Here is a 22,108-nt window from a genome sequence, read left to right on the forward strand (position 1 = left end):
ACAACACAACACTCCCGAGGAACGCCCATGAGTATGTCATCCATACCTTCGCATTCCCCATCCGGTAAGCTCTATGGCTGGGTTGAAAGGATCGGCAATAAAGTGCCGCACCCTTTCCTGCTGTTTATCTATCTGATCGTGATTTTGATGGTCGCCACCGCCGTGCTCTCCGCCTTTGACGTGAGCGTGCGCAGCCCGGCTGACGGCAGCCTGGTGGCGGTGAAAAACCTGCTCAGCGTTGACGGACTGCACTGGTTTTTACCTAACGTCATCAAAAACTTCAGCGGTTTCGCCCCGCTGGGCGCCATTCTGGCGCTTGTGCTGGGTGCCGGGCTGGCAGAACGCGTTGGCCTGCTGCCCGCATTAATGGTGAAGATGGCTTCCCACGTCAGCGCGCGGTACGCGAGCTACATGGTGCTGTTTATCGCCTTCTTCAGCCATATCTCCTCCGACGCCGCGCTGGTGATCATGCCGCCGATGGGAGCGCTGATTTTCCTCGCCGTCGGTCGTCATCCCGTGGCGGGCCTGCTGTCGGCGATTGCGGGGGTGGGCTGCGGATTCACCGCTAACCTGCTTATCGTCACCACCGACGTGTTGCTCTCGGGCATCAGCACGGAGGCGGCAAAGACCATTGATGCGGCTATGCACGTCAGCGTGATCGACAACTGGTACTTTATGGCAAGCTCGGTCATTGTCCTGACGATTGTCGGCGGGCTGATTACCGATAAGATCGTCGAGCCGCGCCTGGGCAAATGGGAAGGCCGTAGCGATGAAAAGCTGGAGACCCTGAGCAAAGAGCAGCGCTTCGGCCTGCGCGTGGCTGGCGTGGTCTCGCTGGCCTTTATCGCGCTGGTGGCGCTGATGGTGGTCCCGGAAAACGGCATATTGCGCGATCCGGTTAAACATACGGTCCTGCCGTCACCGTTTATTCAGGGCATTGTGCCGCTGATTATCCTCTTCTTCTTTGTCGTTTCGCTCGCCTACGGTATCGCTACCGGCAAAATCCGCCGTCAGGGCGATTTGCCGCAGCTGATGATCGAGCCGATGAAGGAGATGGCGGGCTTTATCGTGATGGTGTTCCCGCTGGCGCAGTTTGTGGCGATGTTTAACTGGAGCAACATGGGCAAGTTTATGGCCGTGGGCCTGACCGACGCGCTGGAGGCTGCCGGATTAAGCGGCGTACCGGCGTTTGTCGGCCTGGCGCTGCTGTCATCCCTGCTGTGCATGTTTATCGCCAGCGGCTCCGCCATCTGGTCGATTCTGGCCCCGATCTTCGTACCGATGTTTATGATGCTGGGGTTCCACCCGGCTTTCGCGCAGATCCTGTTCCGCATCGCGGACTCTTCGGTTATTCCGCTGGCGCCGGTTTCGCCGTTTGTTCCGTTGTTTTTAGGCTTCCTGCAGCGCTATAAACCCGAGGCCAAACTGGGTACCTACTATTCGCTGGTTTTACCCTACCCGCTTATCTTTTTAGGGGTATGGCTGGTGATGCTGGTGGCATGGTATCTTGTCGGCCTGCCGATTGGACCGGGGATTTACCCGAGGCTGAACTAAAGGAATGAGGATGCTGAGATTACTCGAAGACAAGATTGCGACGCCGCTCGGCCCGCTGTGGGTGATCGCGGACGAGCAGTTCTGCCTGCGCGCCGTCGAATGGGAAGAGCACAGCGACCGCATGGAAGAACTGCTTGCGATTCACTACCGCTCACAGGGATATGAACGTATCCGCGCCACCAATCCGGGCGGGCTGAGCGACAAGCTTGCAGCGTACTTCGAAGGCGATCTCAGCATCATCGATACTCTGCCGACCGCCACGGCAGGCACTCCTTTTCAGCGCGAAGTGTGGCAGGCGCTACGTTCGATTCCATGCGGGCAGGTCATGCATTACGGCCAGCTTGCGGAGCAGCTAGGCCGCGCAGGGGCCGCACGCGCAGTAGGCGCCGCGAACGGCTCTAATCCGGTCAGCATCGTGGTGCCCTGCCATCGCGTTATTGGCCGCAACGGTACCCTGACCGGCTATGCCGGTGGCGTGCAGCGAAAAGAGTGGTTACTGCGTCACGAAGGGTATCTTTTGCTCTAGTTCCCAGGCTTTTTGTGCTTAATTTTCTACCGGTTAGGCTAAAAATCCATAATCAAGCTGTGGAATTTCAAGAAGATGGCGACGCATTGTCGTCTCTTGTCCTTATTGAGGGTTTGTCAGGCTTACGTACTTACCAAAAAGATGTTAAAATTGACCAATATCAATTAAGGCTTGAGCAAACCTATGATCCCGGAAAAGCGAATTATACGACGCATTCAGTCTGGCGGTTGTGCTATCCATTGCCAGGATTGCAGCATCAGCCAGCTCTGTATCCCGTTTACCCTGAATGAGCATGAACTCGATCAGCTTGATAATATCATCGAGCGCAAAAAGCCTATTCAGAAAGGGCAGACGCTGTTTAAAGCGGGAGACGAACTGAAATCGCTCTATGCTATCCGTTCTGGCACCATCAAGAGCTACACCATCACCGAGCAGGGTGATGAGCAGATCACCGGCTTCCATCTGGCGGGCGACCTGGTGGGCTTTGATGCCATCGGCACGGGCCATCACCCGAGCTTTGCTCAGGCACTCGAAACCTCGATGGTTTGCGAAATCCCGTTTGAAACCCTGGACGATCTCTCCGGTAAGATGCCTAACCTGCGTCAGCAGATGATGCGTCTGATGAGCGGTGAGATCAAAGGCGATCAGGACATGATCCTGCTGCTTTCCAAAAAGAATGCAGAAGAGCGCCTGGCCGCGTTTATCTACAACCTCTCCCGCCGCTTCGCCGAGCGTGGCTTCTCGCCGCGTGAATTCCGTCTGACGATGACGCGTGGCGATATCGGTAACTACCTGGGTCTGACCGTGGAAACCATCAGCCGTCTGCTGGGTCGTTTCCAGAAGAGCGGGATGCTGGCCGTTAAAGGTAAATACATCACTATCGAAAACGGTGAAGCGCTGGCCGTTCTTGCCGGGCACGCCCGCAACGTGGCATAACTTTCCACCTGTTGATGACCAGACTGATAAATTCTTGTGATTTATTGGTCTGGTATAATCACTTTCGTTTCAAGATATTTTCACCGTAGTACGTCCCCACACAGCGCCCGAAAGGTTCTCGTTGAGGTTATGAATTGAGAGAAAGTTTGTTTTTCGTTTCAGTCGTGATCGCCTCAGTGACCTTTATCTTCATCTGGATCATGCTTGTCGGCCCAATGAAGGGGGAGGAAAAAACCTACGTTCAGGACTCCACGACCTTTGCGATAGCGGTGATGGTGCTGCTGTTTATTGCGTTTATCGCGGTGACGACCACAGTGCTTTTCCTCTGATAAATTTTCATGAATTATTGATCTGGCAAAACCTCCCCTCTGTTTCATTCAGGATATATAGGTTACTCTTTTAATTACAGACTGTGGTGACAGTAGTAAGGAGACCTGTATGGCCAAGTATCAAAACATGCTGGTAGCTATCGATCCGAATCAGGACGATCAGCCGGCATTACGACGTGCTGTGTATTTACATCAACGGATTGGTGGCAAAATCAAAGCGTTTTTGCCGATCTATGACTTCTCGTATGAGATGACCACCCTTCTGTCGCCTGACGAGCGCACCGCTATGCGTCAGGGCGTCATCAGCCAGCGTACCGCGTGGATCCGTGAACAGGCGAAGTATTACCTGGAAGCGGGTGTGCCCATTGATATTAAAGTGGTCTGGCATAACCGACCTTTCGAAGCCATCATCCAGGAGATTGTCGCCGGTGGGCACGACCTGCTGCTGAAGATGGCGCACCAGCACGACAAGCTGGAATCCGTGATCTTCACCCCGACCGACTGGCACTTGCTGCGTAAATGCCCTTGCCCGGTCTGGATGGTGAAAGACCAGCCGTGGCCTGAAGGCGGAAAAGCCGTTGTGGCGGTAAACCTCGCGAGCGAAGAGGATTACCACAATTCGCTGAACGAGAAGCTGGTGAAGGAGACCCTCCAGCTTGCCGATCAGGTGAATCATACCGAAGTGCATCTGGTGGGCGCCTATCCGGTCACCCCGATTAACATTGCCATTGAGCTGCCTGAATTTGACCCGAGCGTGTACAACGACGCGATCCGCGGTCAGCACCTGCTGGCCATGAAAGCACTGCGCCAGAAATTCAGCATTGATGAGAAAATGACCCACGTGGAAAAAGGACTGCCTGAAGAGGTGATCCCGGACCTGGCGGAACACCTGCAGGCGGGGATTGTGGTGCTGGGCACCATTGGCCGGACCGGTATTTCTGCCGCCTTCCTCGGCAATACCGCCGAACAGGTAATCGACCATCTGCGCTGCGACCTGCTGGTCATTAAGCCGGATGAGTACCAGACGCCGGTTGAGCTGGACGATCCGGAAGACGATTAACCAGCAAGATGAAAAAAAACCGTCGGGGAACCGGCGGTTTTTTTTTGCCGGGTGGCGGCTTCGCCTTACCCGGCCTACGGGTTTGGTAGGCCCGGTAAGCTTGCACCACCGGGCTTTACCCTGTCAGAGTGATTTCAGAATCGCATCCACGCTGGCTTTGGCATCGCCAAACAGCATGTGGGTGTTCTCTTTGAAGAACAGCGGGTTCTGAACCCCGGCATAGCCGGTATTCATGGAGCGTTTAAACACAATCACGTTCTGCGCCTTCCACACTTCCAGAACCGGCATACCGGCGATTGGGCTACCAGGATCGTCCTGTGCAGCAGGGTTAACGGTATCGTTGGCGCCAATGACCAGCACGGTGTCGGTGTCGGCGAAATCATCGTTGATCTCGTCCATTTCCAGCACGATGTCGTAAGGCACTTTCGCTTCCGCCAGCAGCACGTTCATATGGCCAGGCAAACGCCCTGCCACCGGGTGAATACCAAAGCGAACCTTAATACCCCGCGCGCGCAGCTTCTCGGTGATTTCCGCAACCGGATACTGCGCCTGCGCCACCGCCATGCCGTAGCCCGGAGTGATGATCACGGAATGCGAGTTTTTCAGCATGTCTGCAGTATCTTCCGCAGAAATTTCACGGTGTTCCCCCACTTCTTCATCCGCACTGGAAGAAGACCCATCGGTCCCGAAACCACCGGCGATAACGCTGATGAACGAACGGTTCATCGCCTTACACATGATGTAAGACAGGATCGCACCGGAAGAACCCACCAGCGCACCGGTGACGATCAGCAGGTCGTTGCTCAGCATAAAGCCTGCCGCCGCTGCCGCCCAACCGGAGTAGGAGTTCAGCATCGAGACAACCACCGGCATATCCGCACCGCCGATGGACGCCACCAGGTGCCAGCCGAACGCCAGCGCGATGATGGTCATCACCAGCAACGCCAGCACCTGCAGACCGACGCTTTCGGTACGCACGAAGACCACCAGCAGTACAAACGACACGACCAGCGCCGCCAGGTTCAGCTTATGACGGTTTGGCAGCATCAGCGGTTTAGAGGAGATCTTCCCGCGCAGTTTGCCGAACGCGACAATAGAACCGGTGAAGGTCACCGCACCGATGAAGATACCGAGGAACACTTCCGTCAGGTGGATGTTCACCAGAATCGGTTCCAGGCCCGGTTCGTGATACAGGTAGCTGTTGAAGCCCACCAGCACCGCCGCCAGACCCACGAAGCTGTGCAGAATAGCGACCAGCTCCGGCATCTCGGTCATTTCAACGCGTTTCGCGAGGCGAATACCAATCGCGCCGCCGATGATCATCGCTACCAGGATCCACGCCACGTTGCCGGTATCCGGCCCGAAGATGGTGGCAATCAGCGCAATCGCCATCCCGGCGATACCAAAGTTATTCCCCTGCTGAGACGTTTCGTGTTTGGAAAGCCCCGCCAGACTGAAAATAAACAGGATTGCAGCAACAATGTATGCGGCTGTCACTAATCCTCCAGACATATGCTACCCCTTAGCCTTTACGAAACATTTTCAGCATGCGCTGAGTCACGGTGAAACCACCGAAAATATTGATACTGGCGATCAGCACCGCGATAAAGCTCAGGAAGCTGATCCAGCCGCCGTGACCAATCTGCAGTAACGCCCCCACTACGATGATCCCGGAGATGGCGTTGGTTACCGACATCAGCGGCGTGTGCAGCGCATGGGAGACGTTCCACACCACGTAGTAGCCTACGACGCAGGAGAGCGCGAAGACGGTAAAGTGGCCGAGGAACTCTTTCGGCGCGACGTCAGCCAGCCAGCCGAACAGAATAATCACCAGCGCCATGATCGCGTATTTACGCCACGGAGAAGCCGGTTTGGCGGGCTCTTTAGGCGCGGGCGCCGCTTTCGCTGCCGCCTGAGGCTGAGCAGAAACCTGAATAGGCGGCGCAGGCCAGGTAATTTCACCTTCACGGACCACGGTGACGCCGCGCACCACCACATCGTCAAAATCGACGGTGATGTTGCCGTCTTTCTCTTTGCAAAGCAGCTTCAGCAGGTTGACGAGGTTCGTGCCGTACAGCTGAGAAGACTGCGTTGGCAGACGGCCCGGCAGATCGGTATAGCCGATCACCTTCACGCCGTTCGCGGTCGTGGTCACCTGATTCGGTACGGTATATTCACAGTTACCGCCGTTTTGGGCGGCCAGGTCGACAATCACGCTGCCCGACTTCATGGAGTCAACCATCTCACGGGTAATCAGCTTCGGTGCCGGTTTACCGGGGATAAGCGCGGTGGTGACAATAATGTCGACATCTTTCGCCTGGGCAGCGAAGAGTTCCATTTCGGCTTTGATAAAGGCTTCGGACATCACCTTCGCGTAACCATCACCGCTGCCTGCCTCTTCCTTAAAGTCCAGCTCAAGGAATTCGGCTCCCATACTCTGAACCTGTTCCTTTACTTCAGGACGGGTGTCAAAGGCGCGTACGATAGCGCCCAGGCTGTTTGCCGCACCGATGGCGGCAAGGCCCGCTACGCCCGCACCAATCACCATCACTTTCGCCGGAGGGACTTTACCCGCGGCGGTGATTTGACCGGTAAAGAAGCGACCAAATTCGTGGGCCGCTTCAACAATGGCGCGGTAGCCGGCAATGTTTGCCATGGAGCTTAAGGCATCCAGCGACTGCGCGCGCGAAATGCGCGGCACGGAGTCCATCGCCATCACGGTCACGCCACGGGCCGCCAGCTTCTCCATCAGCTCCGGGTTTTGCGCAGGCCAGATGAAGCTCACCAGGGTCGTCCCCGGATTCAGCAGCGCAATTTCACTCTCTTCCGGTGCGTTGACCTTCAGAATTACCGGCGACTGCCAGACGTCAGCACCGTCGACCACTTCTGCGCCAGCCTGGATAAAGGCCTCGTCATCGAAACTCGCCAGTTTGCCTGCGCCGCTTTCGACCGCGACCGTAAAACCCAGTTTAAGCAGTTGCTCCACCGTTTTCGGTGTTGCCGCTACGCGGGTTTCATTGGCTAACCGTTCTTTTGGTACCCCAATACGCATAGTTTTCCCTTCCATCGGTTTTTGATGATGGTTTATCGATAAATGCCCGCGGTTTGTATCAATTTTCGCCATCGCGCGAGCGACGAGATATGATTAACCCCGGAAAATAAAACAGTAACAAACTGTCTATAACCTACTGAAAATAGCGCCCGTGATCTACCGCCAGAAAACACTATTTCTTACTTTATCTGTGAAAAATAAGCGATCGGCGTCACTGACAGTGATATTTACCTTAAATTCATCGCCAGAACCGATAAATCGCGCAAACGAAGCGGTAAAAACATGATATAGCGCCATAAGAGAACAACTTGTTAACATTAAATTAACTTGTAAAAGTCATATGCTTTATCAGTTTTACTTGTCAAACGCGTGTTTTTTCAACATATCACTAAATGTTATCGAATAAGGTGATTCAGTAAGCACGGGCAGTGAAAAATGGCGCAGACAGCGACGGGTTTTAAATGCAATAATCGGGACCGTCTCAAATTAACAACAATACCAGTACATGGTTTGCGCAAGGCGAAGGATCATTTTTATGAAGCTTAAGAACACACTCCTGGCGTCCGCACTTCTTTCCGCGACCGCCCTGTCTGCGAATGCTGCAACAGAGTTAACGCCGGAGCAAGCGGCAGCGTTAAAACCTTTTGACCATACGGTCATTGTGGGTCGTTATAATTCTATTGGCGACGCCGTCGCCGCGGCATCAAAAGCTGCTGATAAAAACGGGGCTGCCTCGTTTTATGTCGTTGACCAGTCCGATTACGGCAACAGCGGTAACCAGCGCGTGACCATTGCGCTGTTCAAAGACAATGCGCCAAAAGCTGACGCACCGAAAAACCGCGTGATCAACGGTGTTGTTGAACTGCCGAAAGATCAGGCGATTGAGCTGGAACCTTACGACACCGTCACCGTTCAGGGCTTCTATCGCAGCCAGCCTGAAGTGAACGATGCCATCACCAAAGCCGCGAAAGAGAAAGGGGCCTACTCGTTCTTCATCGTGCGTCAGGTCGATGCTAACCAGGGTGGCAACCAGCGTATTACCGCGTTCATCTATAAAAAAGATGCGAAAAAACGTGTTCTGCAGAGCCCGGATGCCATCCCGGCGAATTCAGAAGCAGGTCGCGCGGCAATAGCAAAAGGCGGCGAAGAAGCGAAGAAAGTTGAAATTCCAGGCGTAGCAACGACGGCTGCCCCAAGCGCTGAAGTGGGCCGTTTCTTCGAAACGCAGTCCACGAAAGGTGGCCGCTATTCCGTTACGCTGCCGGACGGTACCAAAATTGAAGAGCTGAACAACGCCACTGCAGCGCAGATGGTGCCGTTCGACAGCATCAAGTTTACCGGCAACTACGGCAACATGACGGAAGTTTCTTACCAGGTCGCGAAGCGTGCGGCTAAGAAAGGGGCGAAGTACTACCACATCACCCGCCAGTGGCAGGAACGTGGTAATAACGTGACCATCAGCGCCGATCTGTACAAGTAACAAAATCGTTTAAGAAAGGCGGCGCAATGCCGCCTTTTTTGTTACTTTTTTTGAATTTCTGCCACACGTCATTGCATGCTTTCGTTACACTCCGTAAAATCCCGCGCCTTAGTGTGATCCACCATTTTTATGCGCCTGAGCGAAATAATTATTCTGGATTTTGACCTTTCATAACAGGAAGCCAATGGAAAAGAAACTTGGCCTGAGTGCTCTGACTGCACTCGTTTTAAGCTCAATGCTGGGTGCAGGCGTATTCAGTTTGCCGCAAAATATGGCGGCCGTCGCGAGCCCTTCCGCGCTCATCATTGGCTGGGGCATTACCGGTGTCGGAATACTGCTGCTGGCCTTCGCCATGCTGCTCCTCACCCGCATTCGCCCGGACCTGGACGGCGGCATTTTCACCTATGCACGTGAAGGTTTCGGCGAGCTGATTGGCTTCTGTTCCGCATGGGGATACTGGCTGTGTGCCGTTATCGCCAACGTCTCCTATCTGGTGATCGTCTTCTCGGCGCTCAGTTTCTTTACCGATACGCCAGAGCTGCGTCTCTTTGGCGACGGGAATACCTGGCAGTCTATTGTGGGCGCCTCGGTGCTGCTGTGGTTCGTCCACTGGCTGGTATTACGCGGCGTACAAACGGCCGCCAGCATCAATCTGGTGGCGACGCTGGCGAAACTGGTTCCGCTCGGCCTGTTTATTGTTCTGGCCTTTATTGCGTTCCGTATGGACGTATTCAAGCTCGATTTCAGCGGCGTTGCGCTGGGCGTTCCCGTCTGGGAGCAGGTGAAAAACACGATGCTGATTACCCTGTGGGTGTTCATCGGTGTGGAAGGTGCGGTCGTGGTTTCTGCCCGTGCACGGAATAAACGCGATGTGGGCCGCGCCACGCTGCTGGCCGTACTGGCCGCGCTCGGGGTCTATCTGCTGGTGACGTTGCTGTCGCTGGGCGTGGTGGCGCGTCCTGAGCTGGCGGAAATGCGTAACCCGTCAATGGCAGGCCTGATGGTGAAAATGCTCGGTCCCTGGGGCGATGTGGTGATTGCCGCAGGACTGATCGTCTCCGTCTGCGGCGCTTACCTGAGCTGGACCATCATGGCGGCTGAAGTGCCGTTCCTGGCCGCGACGCACAAGGCGTTTCCACGCCTGTTCGCCCGTCAAAACAAAAACAGCGCGCCGTCGGCGTCACTCTGGCTGACCAACATCAGCGTTCAGGTCTGCCTGGTGCTGATCTGGCTCACAGGTTCAGACTATAACACGCTGCTGACCATCGCCTCGGAGATGATTCTGGTACCCTATTTCTTAGTGGGTGCGTATCTGTTAAAAATTGCCACACGCCCGGCGCATTATGTCGTGGGTGTCGGAGCCTGTATTTACGGCCTGTGGTTGTTGTATGCTTCCGGACCTATGCATCTGCTGCTGTCGGTAGTGCTGTACGCACCGGGTCTGCTGGTGTTTATCTACGCCCGCCGCACGCATCAGCTGGAGCATGCGCTGAAACGCCGTGAGATGGCATTAATTGGACTGCTACTGGTTGCTGCCCTGCCGGCAACCTGGATGTTAATGGGATAGCATCGCCTTTCCCATTGTTGAACTGTAAAGGAGAATACGATGGGAAATGCACCGCTTCGCCCAATACTGATTACCGGTGGAGGCCGCCGTATCGGCCTCGCTCTTGCCCATCACTTTCTCAACCTTCGCCATCCTGTCATTGTCAGCTACCGTACGGAATACCCGTCGATTGAAGGGTTACGCAAAGCCGGAGCGGTCTGCATTCAGGCTGATTTTTCAACCGATGAAGGCATTCTGGCTTTCGCGGAAGAGGTGAAGTCCACCACGACGGGGCTGCGCGCCGTGATCCATAACGCCAGCGCATGGCGTGCCGAAAAACCCGGTACGTCACTCAGCGAAACGCTCTCCGCCATGTTGCAGATCCACGTTAATACCCCTTATCTGCTCAACCACGCCCTGCAGGATCTGCTGCGCGGCCATGGGCATGCTGCGGGCGACATCATTCACTTCACTGATTATGTGGTGGAGCGCGGAAGCGACAAGCACATCGCCTACGCGGCCAGCAAAGCCGCGCTGGATAATATGACGCGCTCGTTTGCCCGCAAGCTTGCGCCCGAGGTGAAGGTGAACGCCATCGCCCCGGCGATGATTTTGTTTAACGAAAACGATGATGCGGAGTATCGCCAGCAGGCGCTGAATAAGTCGCTTATGAAAATCGCTCCTGGCGAGAAAGAGGTCATCGACCTCGTGGATTACCTGCTCACCAGCTGCTATGTCACCGGCAGAACCTTTGCCGTGGACGGCGGCCGCCCGCTGCGCTAGTGAAAACGAATAACAACCAGAATTACGGAACCGGCGTTAATTTTGAAAGATTAATGGAAGGTTAAGGTTCCGCGGTGTATGTTGGCTTTTTTCACGAAAACAGACGCTGTATGAATAAGATTGTTTATGTTGAAGACGAACCCGAAGTCGGGCAGTTGATCGCCGCCTATCTGGGTAAACATGATATGGACGTCATTGTTGAACCTCGCGGCGATCGTGCCGAAGAGGTGGTCGTCCGTGAAAACCCCGATCTGGTGCTGCTGGATATCATGTTGCCAGGCAAAGACGGCATGACGCTCTGCCGTGACCTGCGCGCCAGGTGGGAGGGCCCTATCGTCCTGCTCACCTCGCTGGACAGCGATATGAACCATATCTTGTCGCTGGAGATGGGTGCCAATGACTACATTCTGAAAACCACACCGCCTGCCGTCCTGCTTGCACGTCTGCGCCTCCATTTGCGCCAGCACGCCAGCATCGAACGCGAAGCGCCCGCGGCGTCTCTGACGCCGCACAAAGCGATGCGCTTCGGTACGCTGTCTATTGACCCCATTAACCGCCAGGTGCTGCTCTCTGGCGAGCTTATCGCCCTCTCCACCGCAGATTTTGACCTGCTGTGGGAGCTGGCAACGCACGCCGGGCAAATCATGGACCGCGACGCGCTGCTGAAAAATCTGCGTGGCGTGAGCTATGACGGAATGGACCGCAGCGTTGACGTGGCGATTTCGCGTCTGCGCAAAAAGCTGCAGGATAACGCTACAGAGCCCTACCGCATTAAAACCGTGCGTAATAAGGGTTACCTGTTTGCCCCCCACGCCTGGGAAACCTGATTCCGTTATCCGGTTAGCATAACATGCGCGAAATGAAGGCATTACACAGTGATGTCCTCTCTATCGCGCCTTTATTTATCCGTTTGCGCAACAATTAACTTGCTAAGCACGCGAACTATCCCATAATTAAACCTTCTACTGTCCTTTCTTCAGCTGGCACTGACCCGGCTACAACGCTTTCTCACCGTGAAGCTCTCACGAAACCCCTCCCATAAAATCTTGATATGAGGATTTAAGCCCATGAAATATGTATAGCTACAGTCAGGTTGAAGCCATCAAAACCAATCTTGAATGGATTGTTAATCAGGCAGCGCTTAGCCATGCCTCTCCCTCACGCGCCGATCGGAAAGCGCTCTTTGATCTCCTTGAACTCATCCAGTTTTACGAAATACTTCTGGATTTAATTAATGAATTTGGAACTGTCGTGATTGATACGCACATTGCGGAAGGCCTGGCCGTAACGGAAACACTCATCGCCAAGGTAAAAAGAAGTGCGCACGCGATGTAATGCGCTTCACAGACATGAAAATATCGGCGGGTTTCATGTATATTCTGCACAAAGCGTTTCTTCGGTGAGATCCAATGAAAAAGCTGTTTGTGCAGTTTTATCTTTTGCTGTTTGTCTGCTTCCTGGTCATGACCATGCTGGTCGGGCTGGTCTATAAATTCACCGCCGAACGTGCAGGCAGGCAGTCGCTGGACGACCTGATGAAAAGCTCGCTCTATCTGATGCGCAGCGAGCTAAGAGAGATCCCGCCGCACGACTGGGCGAAAACCCTGAAAGAGCTGGATCTGAATCTCTCGTTCGATTTACGCATCGAGCCCTTAAAAAATTTTGAGCTGGACCCACCCGCCATGCAGCGTCTGCGCGACGGGGACATCGTCGCGCTGGATGAGAAATACACCTTTATCCAGCGTATCCCGCGCAGCCATTACGTGCTGGCCGTCGGCCCGGTTCCCTATCTCTATTATCTGCACCAGATGCGCCTGCTGGACATGGCGCTGATGGCCTTTATCGCCATCTCGCTCGCGTTTCCGGTCTTTATCTGGATGCGCCCGCACTGGCAGGACATGCTGAAGCTGGAATCCGCTGCGCAGCGTTTTGGCGAGGGGCATTTTACCGAGCGCATTCACTTCGACAGCGGTTCCAGCTTTGAACGTCTGGGCGTGGCCTTTAACCAGATGGCCGATAACATCAATGCCCTGATCGCCAGTAAGAAGCAGCTGATCGACGGAATTGCGCACGAGCTGCGCACGCCGCTGGTGCGCCTGCGCTATCGTCTGGAGATGAGCGAAAATCTGACGGAAGCGGAGTCTCAGGCGCTTAACCGCGACATTGGCCAGCTTGAGGCGCTGATTGAGGAACTGCTGACCTACGCGCGCCTCGATCGCCCGCAAAACGAGCTGAACCTCAGTACGCCGGATCTGCCCGCATGGCTGCAAACCCATATTGACGATGTCCAAAGCGTGAACCCGCAGCGTACGCTGTTGACGCGCGTCACGCCGGGTGACTACGGCGCACTCGATATGCGCCTGATGGAACGCGTGCTGGATAACCTGATGAACAACGCCATGCGCTACAGCGAAAGTACGCTACAGATTGGGCTGGATTTGCAGGGCAGTCAGGCAAGCCTGACGGTGGAGGATGACGGGCCGGGGATAGCCCCGGAAGCGCGAGAAACCGTGTTTGAACCGTTTGTCCGCCTCGACCCCAGCCGCGATCGCGCCACTGGCGGATGTGGCCTGGGGCTGGCGATTGTCTACTCTATCGCGCAGGCAATGGGCGGCACGGTGCATTGCGAGGAGAGCGAGCTTGGCGGCGCGCGCTTCTGCTTTAGCTGGCCGGTATATCATAACATCGCCCTTCCCGTTCCTGTCTGACCTAAACCGCACGCTGGCCTGACCCGGCGTGCTGTGCTATATGATAAGTATGTTGTAACTAATGAGAGTGTTTATGGCGACTTACGATCTTCTCGAACGGCTGAACAGCACGTTTCGGGAAATAGAACACGAGCTACTGACCCTGACCGAACGTTTGCAGACCTGCCGTCTGCTGGCCGCACGCGTCTTTACCCTGCCCGAGGTAGCTAAAGGGGCAGAACACGACCCGCTGGACACCATCGAGGTTGAACAGCACATCGGCAGCGCCGCTCTTGAGCTGGCGCTGAAACACTATCGTCGCCTGTTTATCCAGCAGCAGTCTGAAAACCGCAGCAGTAAGGCGGCCGTGCGTCTGCCCGGCGTGATCTGCCTGCAAACCGATGCGACAACGCGCGACGCGCTGGAAGGCCAGATTACCCATATCAACACCCTGAAAGCGGCATTTGAAAAGATCGTTACCGAAGAGTCCGGCCTCGCCACTGCCGCCCGGTTTGAATGGGTGCACCGTCAGCTTCCTGGGTTAATTACCCTGAATGCCTATCGCACGCTGACGGTACTGCGTCACCCCGCCACGCTGCGCTTCGGCTGGGCGAATAAGCACATCATTAAAAACTTCACCCGGGATGAAATTCTGGCGCAGCTGGAAAAAAGCCTGAAGACGCCGCGCACCGTCGCGCCGTGGTCGCGTGAGCAGTGGATTGAGCGCCTGGAACAGGAGTACCACAGCATCGCCTCGCTACCGGCGGATACGCGCCTCAAAATTAAGCGCCCGGTGAAGGTGCAGCCTATCGCCCGCGTCTGGTATTCCGGTCAGCAAAAACAGGTGCAGTATGCCTGTCCGACGCCGCTGATTGCGCTCTTTGATGCCGACCAGGGGGCCATCGTGCCGGATATTGGTGAGCTTTTGAATTACGATGCGGACAATGTCCAGCACCGTTACAGACCTCAGGCGCAGCCGCTGCAGCTGATTATTCCGCGGCTGCACCTGTATGTGGCGGGTTGATTATTTCAGGCTACCGACCATCGCTTCCGGGCGAACCCAGGCGTCGAACTCCGCCTCCGTCAGATAGCCCAGCGCCAGGGCGGAGGCTTTCAGCGTCAGTCCCTCTTTATGCGCTTTTTTAGCGATCTCGGCGGCCTTGTCGTAGCCGATATGGGTATTCAGCGCCGTCACCAGCATCAGGGATTCATTAAGCAACTGGCTGATACGCTCGCGATTCGGCTCAATCCCTACCGCACAGTGCTCGTTAAAGCTCTCCATCCCGTCCGCCAGCAGACGAATCGATTGCAGAACGTTGTGGATCACCATCGGGCGATAGACGTTCAGCTCGAAGTTGCCGGACGCGCCGCCCAGGTTGACGGCCACGTCGTTGCCCAGTACCTGACAGCAGAGCATAGTCATGGCTTCACACTGGGTCGGGTTGACTTTACCCGGCATGATGGAGCTGCCCGGCTCATTTTCCGGAATGCTGATTTCACCAATGCCGCAGCGCGGCCCCGAGGCCAGCCAGCGCACGTCGTTGGCGATTTTCATTAATGATGCCGCCAGCCCTTTCAGCGCGCCGTGGGTGTGGACCAGCGCGTCGCAGGTCGCCAGCGCTTCGAACTTGTTGGGCGCCGTGACGAACGGCTGCCCGGTGATGTTTGCCAGCTCTTTCGCCACGCGCACCGCGTATTCTGGATGGGTGTTTAACCCGGTCCCGACCGCCGTCCCGCCGAGCGCCAGCTCCGCCAGGTGCGGCAGGCTGTACTCAATATGCTTCAGGTTATGTTCCAGCATCGCCACCCAGCCGGAAATCTCCTGGCCGAGCGTCAGCGGCGTGGCGTCCTGCAGGTGCGTACGGCCAATTTTAACGATCTCGCGGAAGGCCTGCGCTTTCTCATTGAGCGTGGATTTCAGAACGTTGAGCTGCGGAATAAGCTGCTCGCGGATAGCAATCACCGCCGCCACGTGCATCGCCGTCGGGAAGACGTCGTTGGAACTCTGGCTTTTGTTGACGTCATCGTTTGGATGAACCTTACGCTCCATGCCGCGCACGCCGCCCAGCAGTTCGCTTGCCCGGTTCGCCAGCACTTCGTTCATGTTCATGTTGCTTTGGGTGCCGGAACCGGTCTGCCAGATGGCGAGGGGGAATTCGTCGGGATGCTTGCCCGCCAGCACTTCGTCGGCGGCGTTGATGATGGCGGTCGCTTTGTCTGCCGTCAGCAGGCCTAAATCCTGGTTCACTTTCGCAGCTGCACGTTTGGTGAGCGCCAGCGCCTGAATCAGCGAGACGGGCATTTTTTCAGTCGAGATACGGAAATGCTCCAGCGAACGCTGGGTTTGCGCGCCCCATAGCTTGTCGGCCGGGACGTCGATGGCGCCCATCGAATCTTTCTCATGGCGTACCGTGGTCATTACTTTCTCCTTGATAACAAAAGAGGGATTGCTCACATGCTTAAGGAATAAGTATTGATGACTTCTGAGAAACGTTATGGCGCTTTGTGCGCTCTTTTTGGTGTCGGGTGGCGGCTGCGCCTTACCCGACCTACGAGAATGCAGGCCGGGTAAGCGTCAGCGCCACCCGGCAATTTATAGAATTACTTCACACACGCCGAACACTGGGACGACTGGATCTGCTTGAAGAAGTCGTTGCCTTTGTCATCCACGAGGATAAACGCCGGGAAATCTTCCACTTCAATTTTCCAGATCGCTTCCATACCCAGTTCCGGGTATTCCACGCACTCCAGGCTCTTGATGCTGCCCTGTGCCAGCACCGCTGCCGGGCCGCCGATACTGCCGAGGTAGAAGCCGCCGTGCTTGTGGCAGGCGTCCGTCACCTGCTGGCTGCGGTTACCTTTCGCCAGCATGATCATGCTGCCGCCGTTGGCCTGCAGCTGGTCAACGTACGAGTCCATACGTCCTGCCGTGGTTGGGCCTAACGAGCCAGAGGCGTAGCCTTCAGGCGTTTTCGCCGGGCCAGCGTAGTAGATTGGGTGATCTTTAATGTACTGCGGCAGCCCTTCGCCATTGTCCAGACGCTCTTTCAGCTTCGCGTGCGCGATGTCGCGCCCCACGATAATCGTGCCGTTCAGGGAGAGACGGGTCGAGACCGGATACTGCGAAAGCTGCGCCAGAATCTCTTTCATCGGACGGTTCAGGTCAACGCGAACCGCTTCACCCTCACCTGCTTTACGCAGCTCTTCCGGAATGTATTTGCCCGGGTTGTTTTCCAGTTTTTCGATCCACACGCCTTCGCGGTTGATCTTGGCCTTGATGTTGCGATCCGCAGAACAGGAGACGCCCATCCCGACCGGACAGGAGGCACCGTGACGCGGCAGACGGATCACGCGCACGTCGTGGGCAAAGTATTTTCCGCCAAACTGCGCGCCGAGACCCAGGTTACGCGCCTCTTCCAGCAGTTCCTGCTCAAGCTGTACGTCGCGGAACGCCTGGCCGTGCTCGTTACCTTCGGTAGGCAGGCCGTCATAGTATTTGGTTGAGGCCAGCTTGACGGTTTTCAGCGTGCTTTCAGCCGAGGTACCGCCAATCACAAATGCGATATGGTACGGCGGGCACGCCGCGGTGCCGAGGGTGCGCATCTTCTCAACCAGGTAGTTCTTCAGCTTGCCCGGGGTGAGCAGCGCTTTGGTTTCCTGGTAGAGATAGGTTTTGTTGGCTGAACCGCCGCCTTTGGCGATACAGAGGAATTTGTACTCATCACCGTCGACGCTGTAGAGGTCAATCTGTGCTGGCAGGTTGGTGCCGGTGTTGACCTCTTTGTACATGTCCAACGCGGCGTTTTGCGAATAGCGCAGGTTGTCTTCGGTGTAGGTGTTATAAACGCCGTGCGCCAGCGCCGCTTCGTCACCGCCGCCGGTCCAGACGCGCTGGCCTTTTTTACCGACGATGATCGCCGTGCCGGTGTCCTGACAGGTTGGCAGAATGCCTTTCGCCGCGATATCGGAGTTACGAAGGAACTGCAGGGCAACGTATTTATCGTTTTCGCTGGCCTGCGGGTCGCTCAGGATATCGGCCACCTGCTGCTGGTGCGCAGGACGGAGCATAAACGAGGCGTCGTGGAAAGCGTGCTGCGCCAGCAGCGTCAGCGCCTGCGGATCGACTTTGAGGATCTCTTGTCCTTCAAACTCAGAAACGGAGACATGATCGCGGGTTAACAGGTAATACTCGGTCTGATCCTTACTGAGGGGGAAAGGATCCTGATAATGGAAGGGTTTATTCGACATTGGTCTCTCACTTACTGCTTCGGTCTGTTTATTCAGGGCAGATGTTCCGCTGCCCGGCTTAAAAGCGAGTCAGCTTATCCTACACAATTTTTTAACAAAAACTGAGACTAGTACGACTTTTTACATCCACAGGTTACTTCCATGAGGTTTATTGCTTTAATACCCGGAGTTAATTCCACAATTGAATCAGGGCTTGATAATGCAAAAACTCATTAACTCAGTGCAAAACTACGCCTGGGGAAGTAAAACTGCGTTAACGGATCTCTACGGTATCGCGAACCCGAACAACCTGCCGATGGCAGAACTGTGGATGGGCGCGCACCCGAAGAGCAGCTCAAAAATTGAAGACGCCAGCGGCCAGGTACGCAGCCTGCGCGACGTGATTGATGCCGATAAAGCCGCGCTGCTGGGTGACAAGGTCGCTCGCCGCTTCGGCGAACTGCCGTTCCTGTTTAAGGTGCTGTGCGCCGACCAGCCGCTCTCCATTCAGGTTCACCCGAACAAGAAAGCCTCCGAAATCGGCTTTGCGAAAGAGAACGCGGCGGGTATCCCGTTAGACGCCGCCGAGCGTAACTACAAAGATCCTAACCACAAGCCGGAACTGGTGTTCGCGCTGACGCCGTTCCTGGCGATGAACGCCTTCCGCGAGTTTTCGGAGATCATTTCTCTGCTGCAACCGGTCGCGGGTGCCAACAAGGCTATCGCCCACTTCCTCGAAAACCCGAGCGCCGACGCGCTGAGCCAGCTGTTTGCCAGCCTGCTGAATATGCAGGGTGAAGAGAAATCCCACGCGCTGGCGGTGCTGAAAGCCGCCCTGGACAGCCAGCAAGGTGAACCGTGGGAGACTATCCGCCTGATTTCCGAATTCTACCCGGACGACAGCGGCCTGTTCTCCCCTCTGCTGCTGAACGTGGTGAAGCTGAACCCCGGCGAGGCAATGTTCCTGTTCGCGGAAACCCCACACGCCTACCTGCAGGGCGTGGCGCTGGAGGTGATGGCCAACTCCGATAACGTGCTGCGCGCGGGCCTGACGCCGAAATACATCGACATTCCTGAGCTGGTTGCCAACGTGAAGTTCGTGGCGAAACCTGCCGCGGAGCTGCTGACTCAGCCGGTGAAAAACGGCGCAGAGCTGGACTTCCCGATCCCGGTTGAGGATTTTGCCTTCTCCCTGCACGACCTGAGCAGCGCCGAAACGTCGGTGGCTCAGGAGAGCGCGGCGATTCTGTTCTGCGTTGAAGGCGAAGCGACGCTGCGCAAAGGCGAACAGCGTCTGGTGCTTAAGCCCGGTGAGTCAGCATTCGTTGCAGCCAATGAGTCCCCGGTCAGCGTGAGCGGCACCGGTCGCCTGGCGCGCGTTTTCAATAAGCTTTAAGCACTTACTGAATTTTTTAACAACTCTTGCTAAGCTAGTTGCAGGCTTAATATCTCCAGGCGGTTTTTACCGCCTGGTTTCATTTTAGGGATAGTCGCAATGAAAAAATCGGTCGTAGCGGTTGGAGTGATTGTAGCGTTAGGCGTGGTCTGGACGGGTGCCTCCTGGTTTACCGGGAAACAGCTGGAAGGCCGTCTGGCTGAGATGGTGGCGCAGGCTAACGGAGAGATTAAGCGCAGCGCGCCGGAAGCAGGTCTGGAACTGAGCTACCAGAACTATCACCGCGGTGTGTTTACCAGCCGTATGCAGCTGGTGGTGAAGCCGGTTGCCGGTGCTGAAAACGGCTGGCTGAAACCGGGCCAGAGCGTGGTGCTGGACGAAGTGGTGAGCCACGGTCCATTCCCGCTGGCGCAGCTGAAGTCCTTTAACCTGATCCCGTCGATGGCGTCCGTTCATACCGTGCTGGTGAATAACGACGTCACCAAACCGCTGTTTGACCTGGCGAAGAATGAATCGCCTTTCGACATTAATACCCGAATTAGCTATGCCGGTGACACCAGTTCCGATATTGCGCTGAAAGCGCTGAACTACGAGAAAGAGAATGAAAAAGTCGCCTTCAGCGGCGGCCACTTCAAACTCGATGCTGACCGCGACGGAAACGTGTTCTCCCTGACGGGTGAAGCGGAGAGCGGCCTGGTCAATGCCATGAACGAATATAACCAAAAAGTTCAGCTCACCTTCAGCAATCTGAAAGCCGACGGCAACAGCCGAATGACCGATTTCCAGGAGCGTATCGGCGATCAAAAACTGTCTCTCGATAAAGTCGCCATTGCGGTTGAAGGGAAAGAGATGGCCGTGCTGGAAGGCATGGACGTCAACGGCAAATCCGACGTTTCCAAAGACGGTAAGAGCATCAATACCCAGCTGGATTACACGCTGAAGAGCCTGAAAGTACAGAATCAGGATCTGGGCACCGGCAAACTGTCGCTGAAGATCGGCAATATCGACGGCCAGGCGTGGCACGAGTTTAGCCAGAAATACAGTAAAGAGAGCCAGGCGCTGCTGACCGATACCGCGCTGCAGCAGAACCCGGAAGTGTACCAGCAGCAGGCGATGGCGGTGCTGTTCAACAACCTGCCAATCCTGCTGAAAGGCGAGCCGGTAATAACCGTTGCGCCGCTGAGCTGGAAAAACAGCAAAGGCGAAACCAGCTTTAACCTGTCGCTGTTCCTGAAAGATCCGGCCACCGCAACGGGTGAACCGCAGACGCTGGCGCAGGAAGTGGATCGCAGCGTGAAGTCGCTCGACAGCAAGCTGACCATCCCGATGGATATGGCGACCGAGTTTATGACCCAGATTGCGAAACTGGAAGGCTACGGCGATGAAGATGCCGGCAAGCTGGCGAACCAGCAGGTGAAAGGTCTGGCGGCCATGGGCCAGATGTTCCGCATCACGAAGGTGGACAACAACACGATTTCCACCAGTCTGCAGTATGCCAACGGCCAGGTCACGCTCAACGGCGACAAAATGCCGCTGGAAGACTTCGTTGGCATGTTCGGTATGCCTGCTCTGGGGATGCCGGAACCGGCTGAACCGGCAGCGCCAGCCGAACCGGCGGCACCGCAGCAGTAAACGTCAAAACCCCTCGCATGAGGGGTTTTTTATTGCCCCCTAACTTTTCCATCCAGCCAGGAAATCCAGCAGAAGCGCATTCACTTTCTCTGGCTGCTCCTCCTGCGGCAGATGGCCGCACTCATCAATACCATACGCCCGCAGGTTTTCCGCCATTTCGGCCCAGACGCTTTTCATATCGAAAAGCTTGCCGACCGCATGAAAATCATTACCCCACAGCGACATTACCGGGCAGGTGATTTTCACCTCAGCGTCTGCCATATCCTGCGCCACATCCTCTGCGTTGGCGCGATAGTCAGCCATCGCGCCGCGCACGGCACCCGGCGCCTGATACGCCCGAACATAGGTGTCAAACGCCTCGCCGCTAATGGTAGACGGATCGTAGGTCCAGTCCGAGAAAAAGTGGTGCAGCCATACGTTTTCTCGACCTGCAATCAGGGCTTCCGGCAGGTCTGGTACAAGATGGAACAGGAAGAACCAGTATGCACGCGCAATCGACGCATTCAGATCGCGCGCCACAATACGGGTTGGTACGTTATCCATCACCACCAGACGATCGATTAACTCGGGATAATCTTTAGCAAAGCGGGTAGCAACCCGAGCTCCACGATCGTGCCCCACCAGCGCCACTTTCTCCAGACCCAGCACTCGCATTAGTTCCCGGACGTCCCGCGCCATGTTTCGTTTATCATAACCGGAGGCCGGTTTATCCGTTTCCCCATACCCGCGTAAATCTGGCGCAATCACACGATAGTGTCGGGACAAAACGGGTATCTGGTAGCGCCAGGCATAGTTTGTTTCTGGAAAACCATGCAGAAGAATAACCGGTGCGCCTTCACCCTCTTCTACGACGAACTGTCGGATACCGTTCGCCGTTACGGTGTAACTTCTCATGTTCGT

19 protein-coding genes are annotated in these 22,108 nt (G+C 55.8%); 14 read left to right on the forward strand and 5 right to left on the reverse strand.

From position 1 onward, the window contains the following. Positions 1-27: 27 nt before the first annotated feature. The 5 genes from abgT (at position 28) to uspE (ending at position 4,405) form a co-directional block, all read left to right on the forward strand. Positions 28-1,554, forward strand: coding sequence for a p-aminobenzoyl-glutamate transporter (abgT, locus tag BM007_RS02965; protein ID WP_048991204.1), 1,527 nt, complete (start codon positions 28-30; stop codon positions 1,552-1,554). 10 nt (positions 1,555-1,564) lie between these two features. Next, positions 1,565-2,080 carry a methylated-DNA--[protein]-cysteine S-methyltransferase gene (gene ogt / locus BM007_RS02970; RefSeq protein WP_048991206.1) on the forward strand — a complete coding sequence of 172 codons (516 nt, stop codon included), beginning with the start codon at positions 1,565-1,567 and terminating at the stop codon, positions 2,078-2,080. 183 nt (positions 2,081-2,263) lie between these two features. Continuing rightward, a complete protein-coding gene (gene fnr, locus BM007_RS02975; protein ID WP_006174991.1) occupies positions 2,264-3,016 on the forward strand; it encodes a fumarate/nitrate reduction transcriptional regulator Fnr in 753 nt (250 codons plus the stop codon). A gap of 146 nt (positions 3,017-3,162) precedes the next feature. Then, positions 3,163-3,345 carry a hypothetical protein gene (locus tag BM007_RS02980; RefSeq protein ID WP_014883604.1) on the forward strand — a complete coding sequence of 61 codons (183 nt, stop codon included), beginning with the start codon at positions 3,163-3,165 and terminating at the stop codon, positions 3,343-3,345. Between the two features lie 109 nt (positions 3,346-3,454). After that, positions 3,455-4,405 (forward strand): universal stress protein UspE, encoded by a 951-nt coding sequence (gene uspE / locus BM007_RS02985; protein ID WP_024909171.1) that lies wholly within the window; start codon positions 3,455-3,457, stop codon positions 4,403-4,405. Between the two features lie 123 nt (positions 4,406-4,528). Here the strand turns inward: uspE and pntB are convergent, their stop codons facing one another. Next, the gene (gene pntB / locus BM007_RS02990; protein WP_024909329.1) at positions 4,529-5,917 is read right to left on the reverse strand and encodes a Re/Si-specific NAD(P)(+) transhydrogenase subunit beta; all 1,389 of its coding nucleotides are present in this window, start codon (positions 5,915-5,917) and stop codon (positions 4,529-4,531) included. Positions 5,918-5,927: 10 nt separating this feature from the next. Continuing rightward, positions 5,928-7,457: a Re/Si-specific NAD(P)(+) transhydrogenase subunit alpha gene (gene pntA, locus BM007_RS02995; protein ID WP_024909330.1), complete on the reverse strand. Its 1,530-nt coding sequence runs from the start codon at positions 7,455-7,457 to the stop codon at positions 5,928-5,930. A 535-nt stretch (positions 7,458-7,992) separates the two neighbouring features. On the opposite strand from pntA, the gene ydgH reads away from it, so the two are divergent. The 7 genes from ydgH (at position 7,993) to tus (ending at position 14,977) form a co-directional block, all read left to right on the forward strand. Beyond that, positions 7,993-8,937 (forward strand): DUF1471 family protein YdgH, encoded by a 945-nt coding sequence (gene ydgH, locus BM007_RS03000; protein WP_024909331.1) that lies wholly within the window; start codon positions 7,993-7,995, stop codon positions 8,935-8,937. Positions 8,938-9,121: 184 nt separating this feature from the next. Continuing rightward, positions 9,122-10,504, forward strand: coding sequence for an amino acid permease (locus BM007_RS03005; RefSeq protein ID WP_090417216.1), 1,383 nt, complete (start codon positions 9,122-9,124; stop codon positions 10,502-10,504). A gap of 39 nt (positions 10,505-10,543) precedes the next feature. Then, the gene (folM, locus tag BM007_RS03010; RefSeq protein ID WP_061715397.1) at positions 10,544-11,266 is read left to right on the forward strand and encodes a dihydromonapterin reductase; all 723 of its coding nucleotides are present in this window, start codon (positions 10,544-10,546) and stop codon (positions 11,264-11,266) included. Positions 11,267-11,376: 110 nt separating this feature from the next. After that, positions 11,377-12,093 carry a two-component system response regulator RstA gene (rstA, locus tag BM007_RS03015; RefSeq protein WP_024909333.1) on the forward strand — a complete coding sequence of 239 codons (717 nt, stop codon included), beginning with the start codon at positions 11,377-11,379 and terminating at the stop codon, positions 12,091-12,093. Positions 12,094-12,340: 247 nt separating this feature from the next. Then, complete coding sequence (locus tag BM007_RS03020; protein WP_090417218.1) at positions 12,341-12,601, forward strand: hypothetical protein; 261 nt, start codon at positions 12,341-12,343, stop codon at positions 12,599-12,601. Between the two features lie 74 nt (positions 12,602-12,675). Beyond that, the gene (gene rstB / locus BM007_RS03025) at positions 12,676-13,974 is read left to right on the forward strand and encodes a two-component system sensor histidine kinase RstB (RefSeq protein WP_024909335.1); all 1,299 of its coding nucleotides are present in this window, start codon (positions 12,676-12,678) and stop codon (positions 13,972-13,974) included. A 73-nt stretch (positions 13,975-14,047) separates the two neighbouring features. Next, a complete protein-coding gene (gene tus / locus BM007_RS03030; protein ID WP_090417220.1) occupies positions 14,048-14,977 on the forward strand; it encodes a DNA replication terminus site-binding protein in 930 nt (309 codons plus the stop codon). Here the strand turns inward: tus and fumC are convergent, their stop codons facing one another. Together fumC and fumA are read right to left on the reverse strand one after the other, a co-directional pair. Then, complete coding sequence (gene fumC, locus BM007_RS03035; RefSeq protein WP_090417221.1) at positions 14,978-16,372, reverse strand: class II fumarate hydratase; 1,395 nt, start codon at positions 16,370-16,372, stop codon at positions 14,978-14,980. 182 nt (positions 16,373-16,554) lie between these two features. Beyond that, positions 16,555-18,201, reverse strand: a complete 1,647-nt coding sequence (gene fumA / locus BM007_RS03040; RefSeq protein ID WP_061715401.1) for a class I fumarate hydratase FumA — start codon at positions 18,199-18,201, stop codon at positions 16,555-16,557. 199 nt (positions 18,202-18,400) lie between these two features. On the opposite strand from fumA, the gene manA reads away from it, so the two are divergent. Both manA and BM007_RS03050 read left to right on the forward strand, forming a co-directional pair. Next, a complete protein-coding gene (gene manA, locus BM007_RS03045) occupies positions 18,401-19,576 on the forward strand; it encodes a mannose-6-phosphate isomerase (protein ID WP_090417223.1) in 1,176 nt (391 codons plus the stop codon). Positions 19,577-19,675: 99 nt separating this feature from the next. Next, complete coding sequence (locus BM007_RS03050; RefSeq protein WP_090417225.1) at positions 19,676-21,208, forward strand: YdgA family protein; 1,533 nt, start codon at positions 19,676-19,678, stop codon at positions 21,206-21,208. Between the two features lie 39 nt (positions 21,209-21,247). Here BM007_RS03050 and BM007_RS03055 read toward each other — a convergent pair whose 3' ends face one another. After that, positions 21,248-22,102 (reverse strand): alpha/beta fold hydrolase, encoded by an 855-nt coding sequence (locus BM007_RS03055; protein ID WP_090417227.1) that lies wholly within the window; start codon positions 22,100-22,102, stop codon positions 21,248-21,250. Between the last annotated feature and the right edge of the window lie 6 nt (positions 22,103-22,108).

This window comes from Enterobacter sp. NFIX59 (assembly GCF_900113755.1).
In the GTDB taxonomy this organism is placed as follows: domain Bacteria; phylum Pseudomonadota; class Gammaproteobacteria; order Enterobacterales; family Enterobacteriaceae; genus Enterobacter; species Enterobacter pseudoroggenkampii.

Bases quoted from the DNA above. Each gene is read 5' to 3' on its own strand.
- abgT (WP_048991204.1), top strand. From the start codon at position 28: ATGAGTATGTCATCCATACCTTCGCATTCCCCATCCGGTAAGCTCTAT.
- ogt (WP_048991206.1), top strand. From the start codon at position 1,565: ATGCTGAGATTACTCGAAGACAAGATTGCGACGCCGCTCGGCCCGCTG.
- fnr (WP_006174991.1), top strand. From the start codon at position 2,264: ATGATCCCGGAAAAGCGAATTATACGACGCATTCAGTCTGGCGGTTGT.
- uspE (WP_024909171.1), top strand. From the start codon at position 3,455: ATGGCCAAGTATCAAAACATGCTGGTAGCTATCGATCCGAATCAGGAC.
- pntB (WP_024909329.1), bottom strand. From the start codon at position 5,917: ATGTCTGGAGGATTAGTGACAGCCGCATACATTGTTGCTGCAATCCTG.
- pntA (WP_024909330.1), bottom strand. From the start codon at position 7,457: ATGCGTATTGGGGTACCAAAAGAACGGTTAGCCAATGAAACCCGCGTA.
- ydgH (WP_024909331.1), top strand. From the start codon at position 7,993: ATGAAGCTTAAGAACACACTCCTGGCGTCCGCACTTCTTTCCGCGACC.
- BM007_RS03005 (WP_090417216.1), top strand. From the start codon at position 9,122: ATGGAAAAGAAACTTGGCCTGAGTGCTCTGACTGCACTCGTTTTAAGC.
- folM (WP_061715397.1), top strand. From the start codon at position 10,544: ATGGGAAATGCACCGCTTCGCCCAATACTGATTACCGGTGGAGGCCGC.
- rstA (WP_024909333.1), top strand. From the start codon at position 11,377: ATGAATAAGATTGTTTATGTTGAAGACGAACCCGAAGTCGGGCAGTTG.
- BM007_RS03020 (WP_090417218.1), top strand. From the start codon at position 12,341: ATGTATAGCTACAGTCAGGTTGAAGCCATCAAAACCAATCTTGAATGG.
- rstB (WP_024909335.1), top strand. From the start codon at position 12,676: ATGAAAAAGCTGTTTGTGCAGTTTTATCTTTTGCTGTTTGTCTGCTTC.
- tus (WP_090417220.1), top strand. From the start codon at position 14,048: ATGGCGACTTACGATCTTCTCGAACGGCTGAACAGCACGTTTCGGGAA.
- fumC (WP_090417221.1), bottom strand. From the start codon at position 16,372: ATGACCACGGTACGCCATGAGAAAGATTCGATGGGCGCCATCGACGTC.
- fumA (WP_061715401.1), bottom strand. From the start codon at position 18,201: ATGTCGAATAAACCCTTCCATTATCAGGATCCTTTCCCCCTCAGTAAG.
- manA (WP_090417223.1), top strand. From the start codon at position 18,401: ATGCAAAAACTCATTAACTCAGTGCAAAACTACGCCTGGGGAAGTAAA.
- BM007_RS03050 (WP_090417225.1), top strand. From the start codon at position 19,676: ATGAAAAAATCGGTCGTAGCGGTTGGAGTGATTGTAGCGTTAGGCGTG.
- BM007_RS03055 (WP_090417227.1), bottom strand. From the start codon at position 22,102: ATGAGAAGTTACACCGTAACGGCGAACGGTATCCGACAGTTCGTCGTA.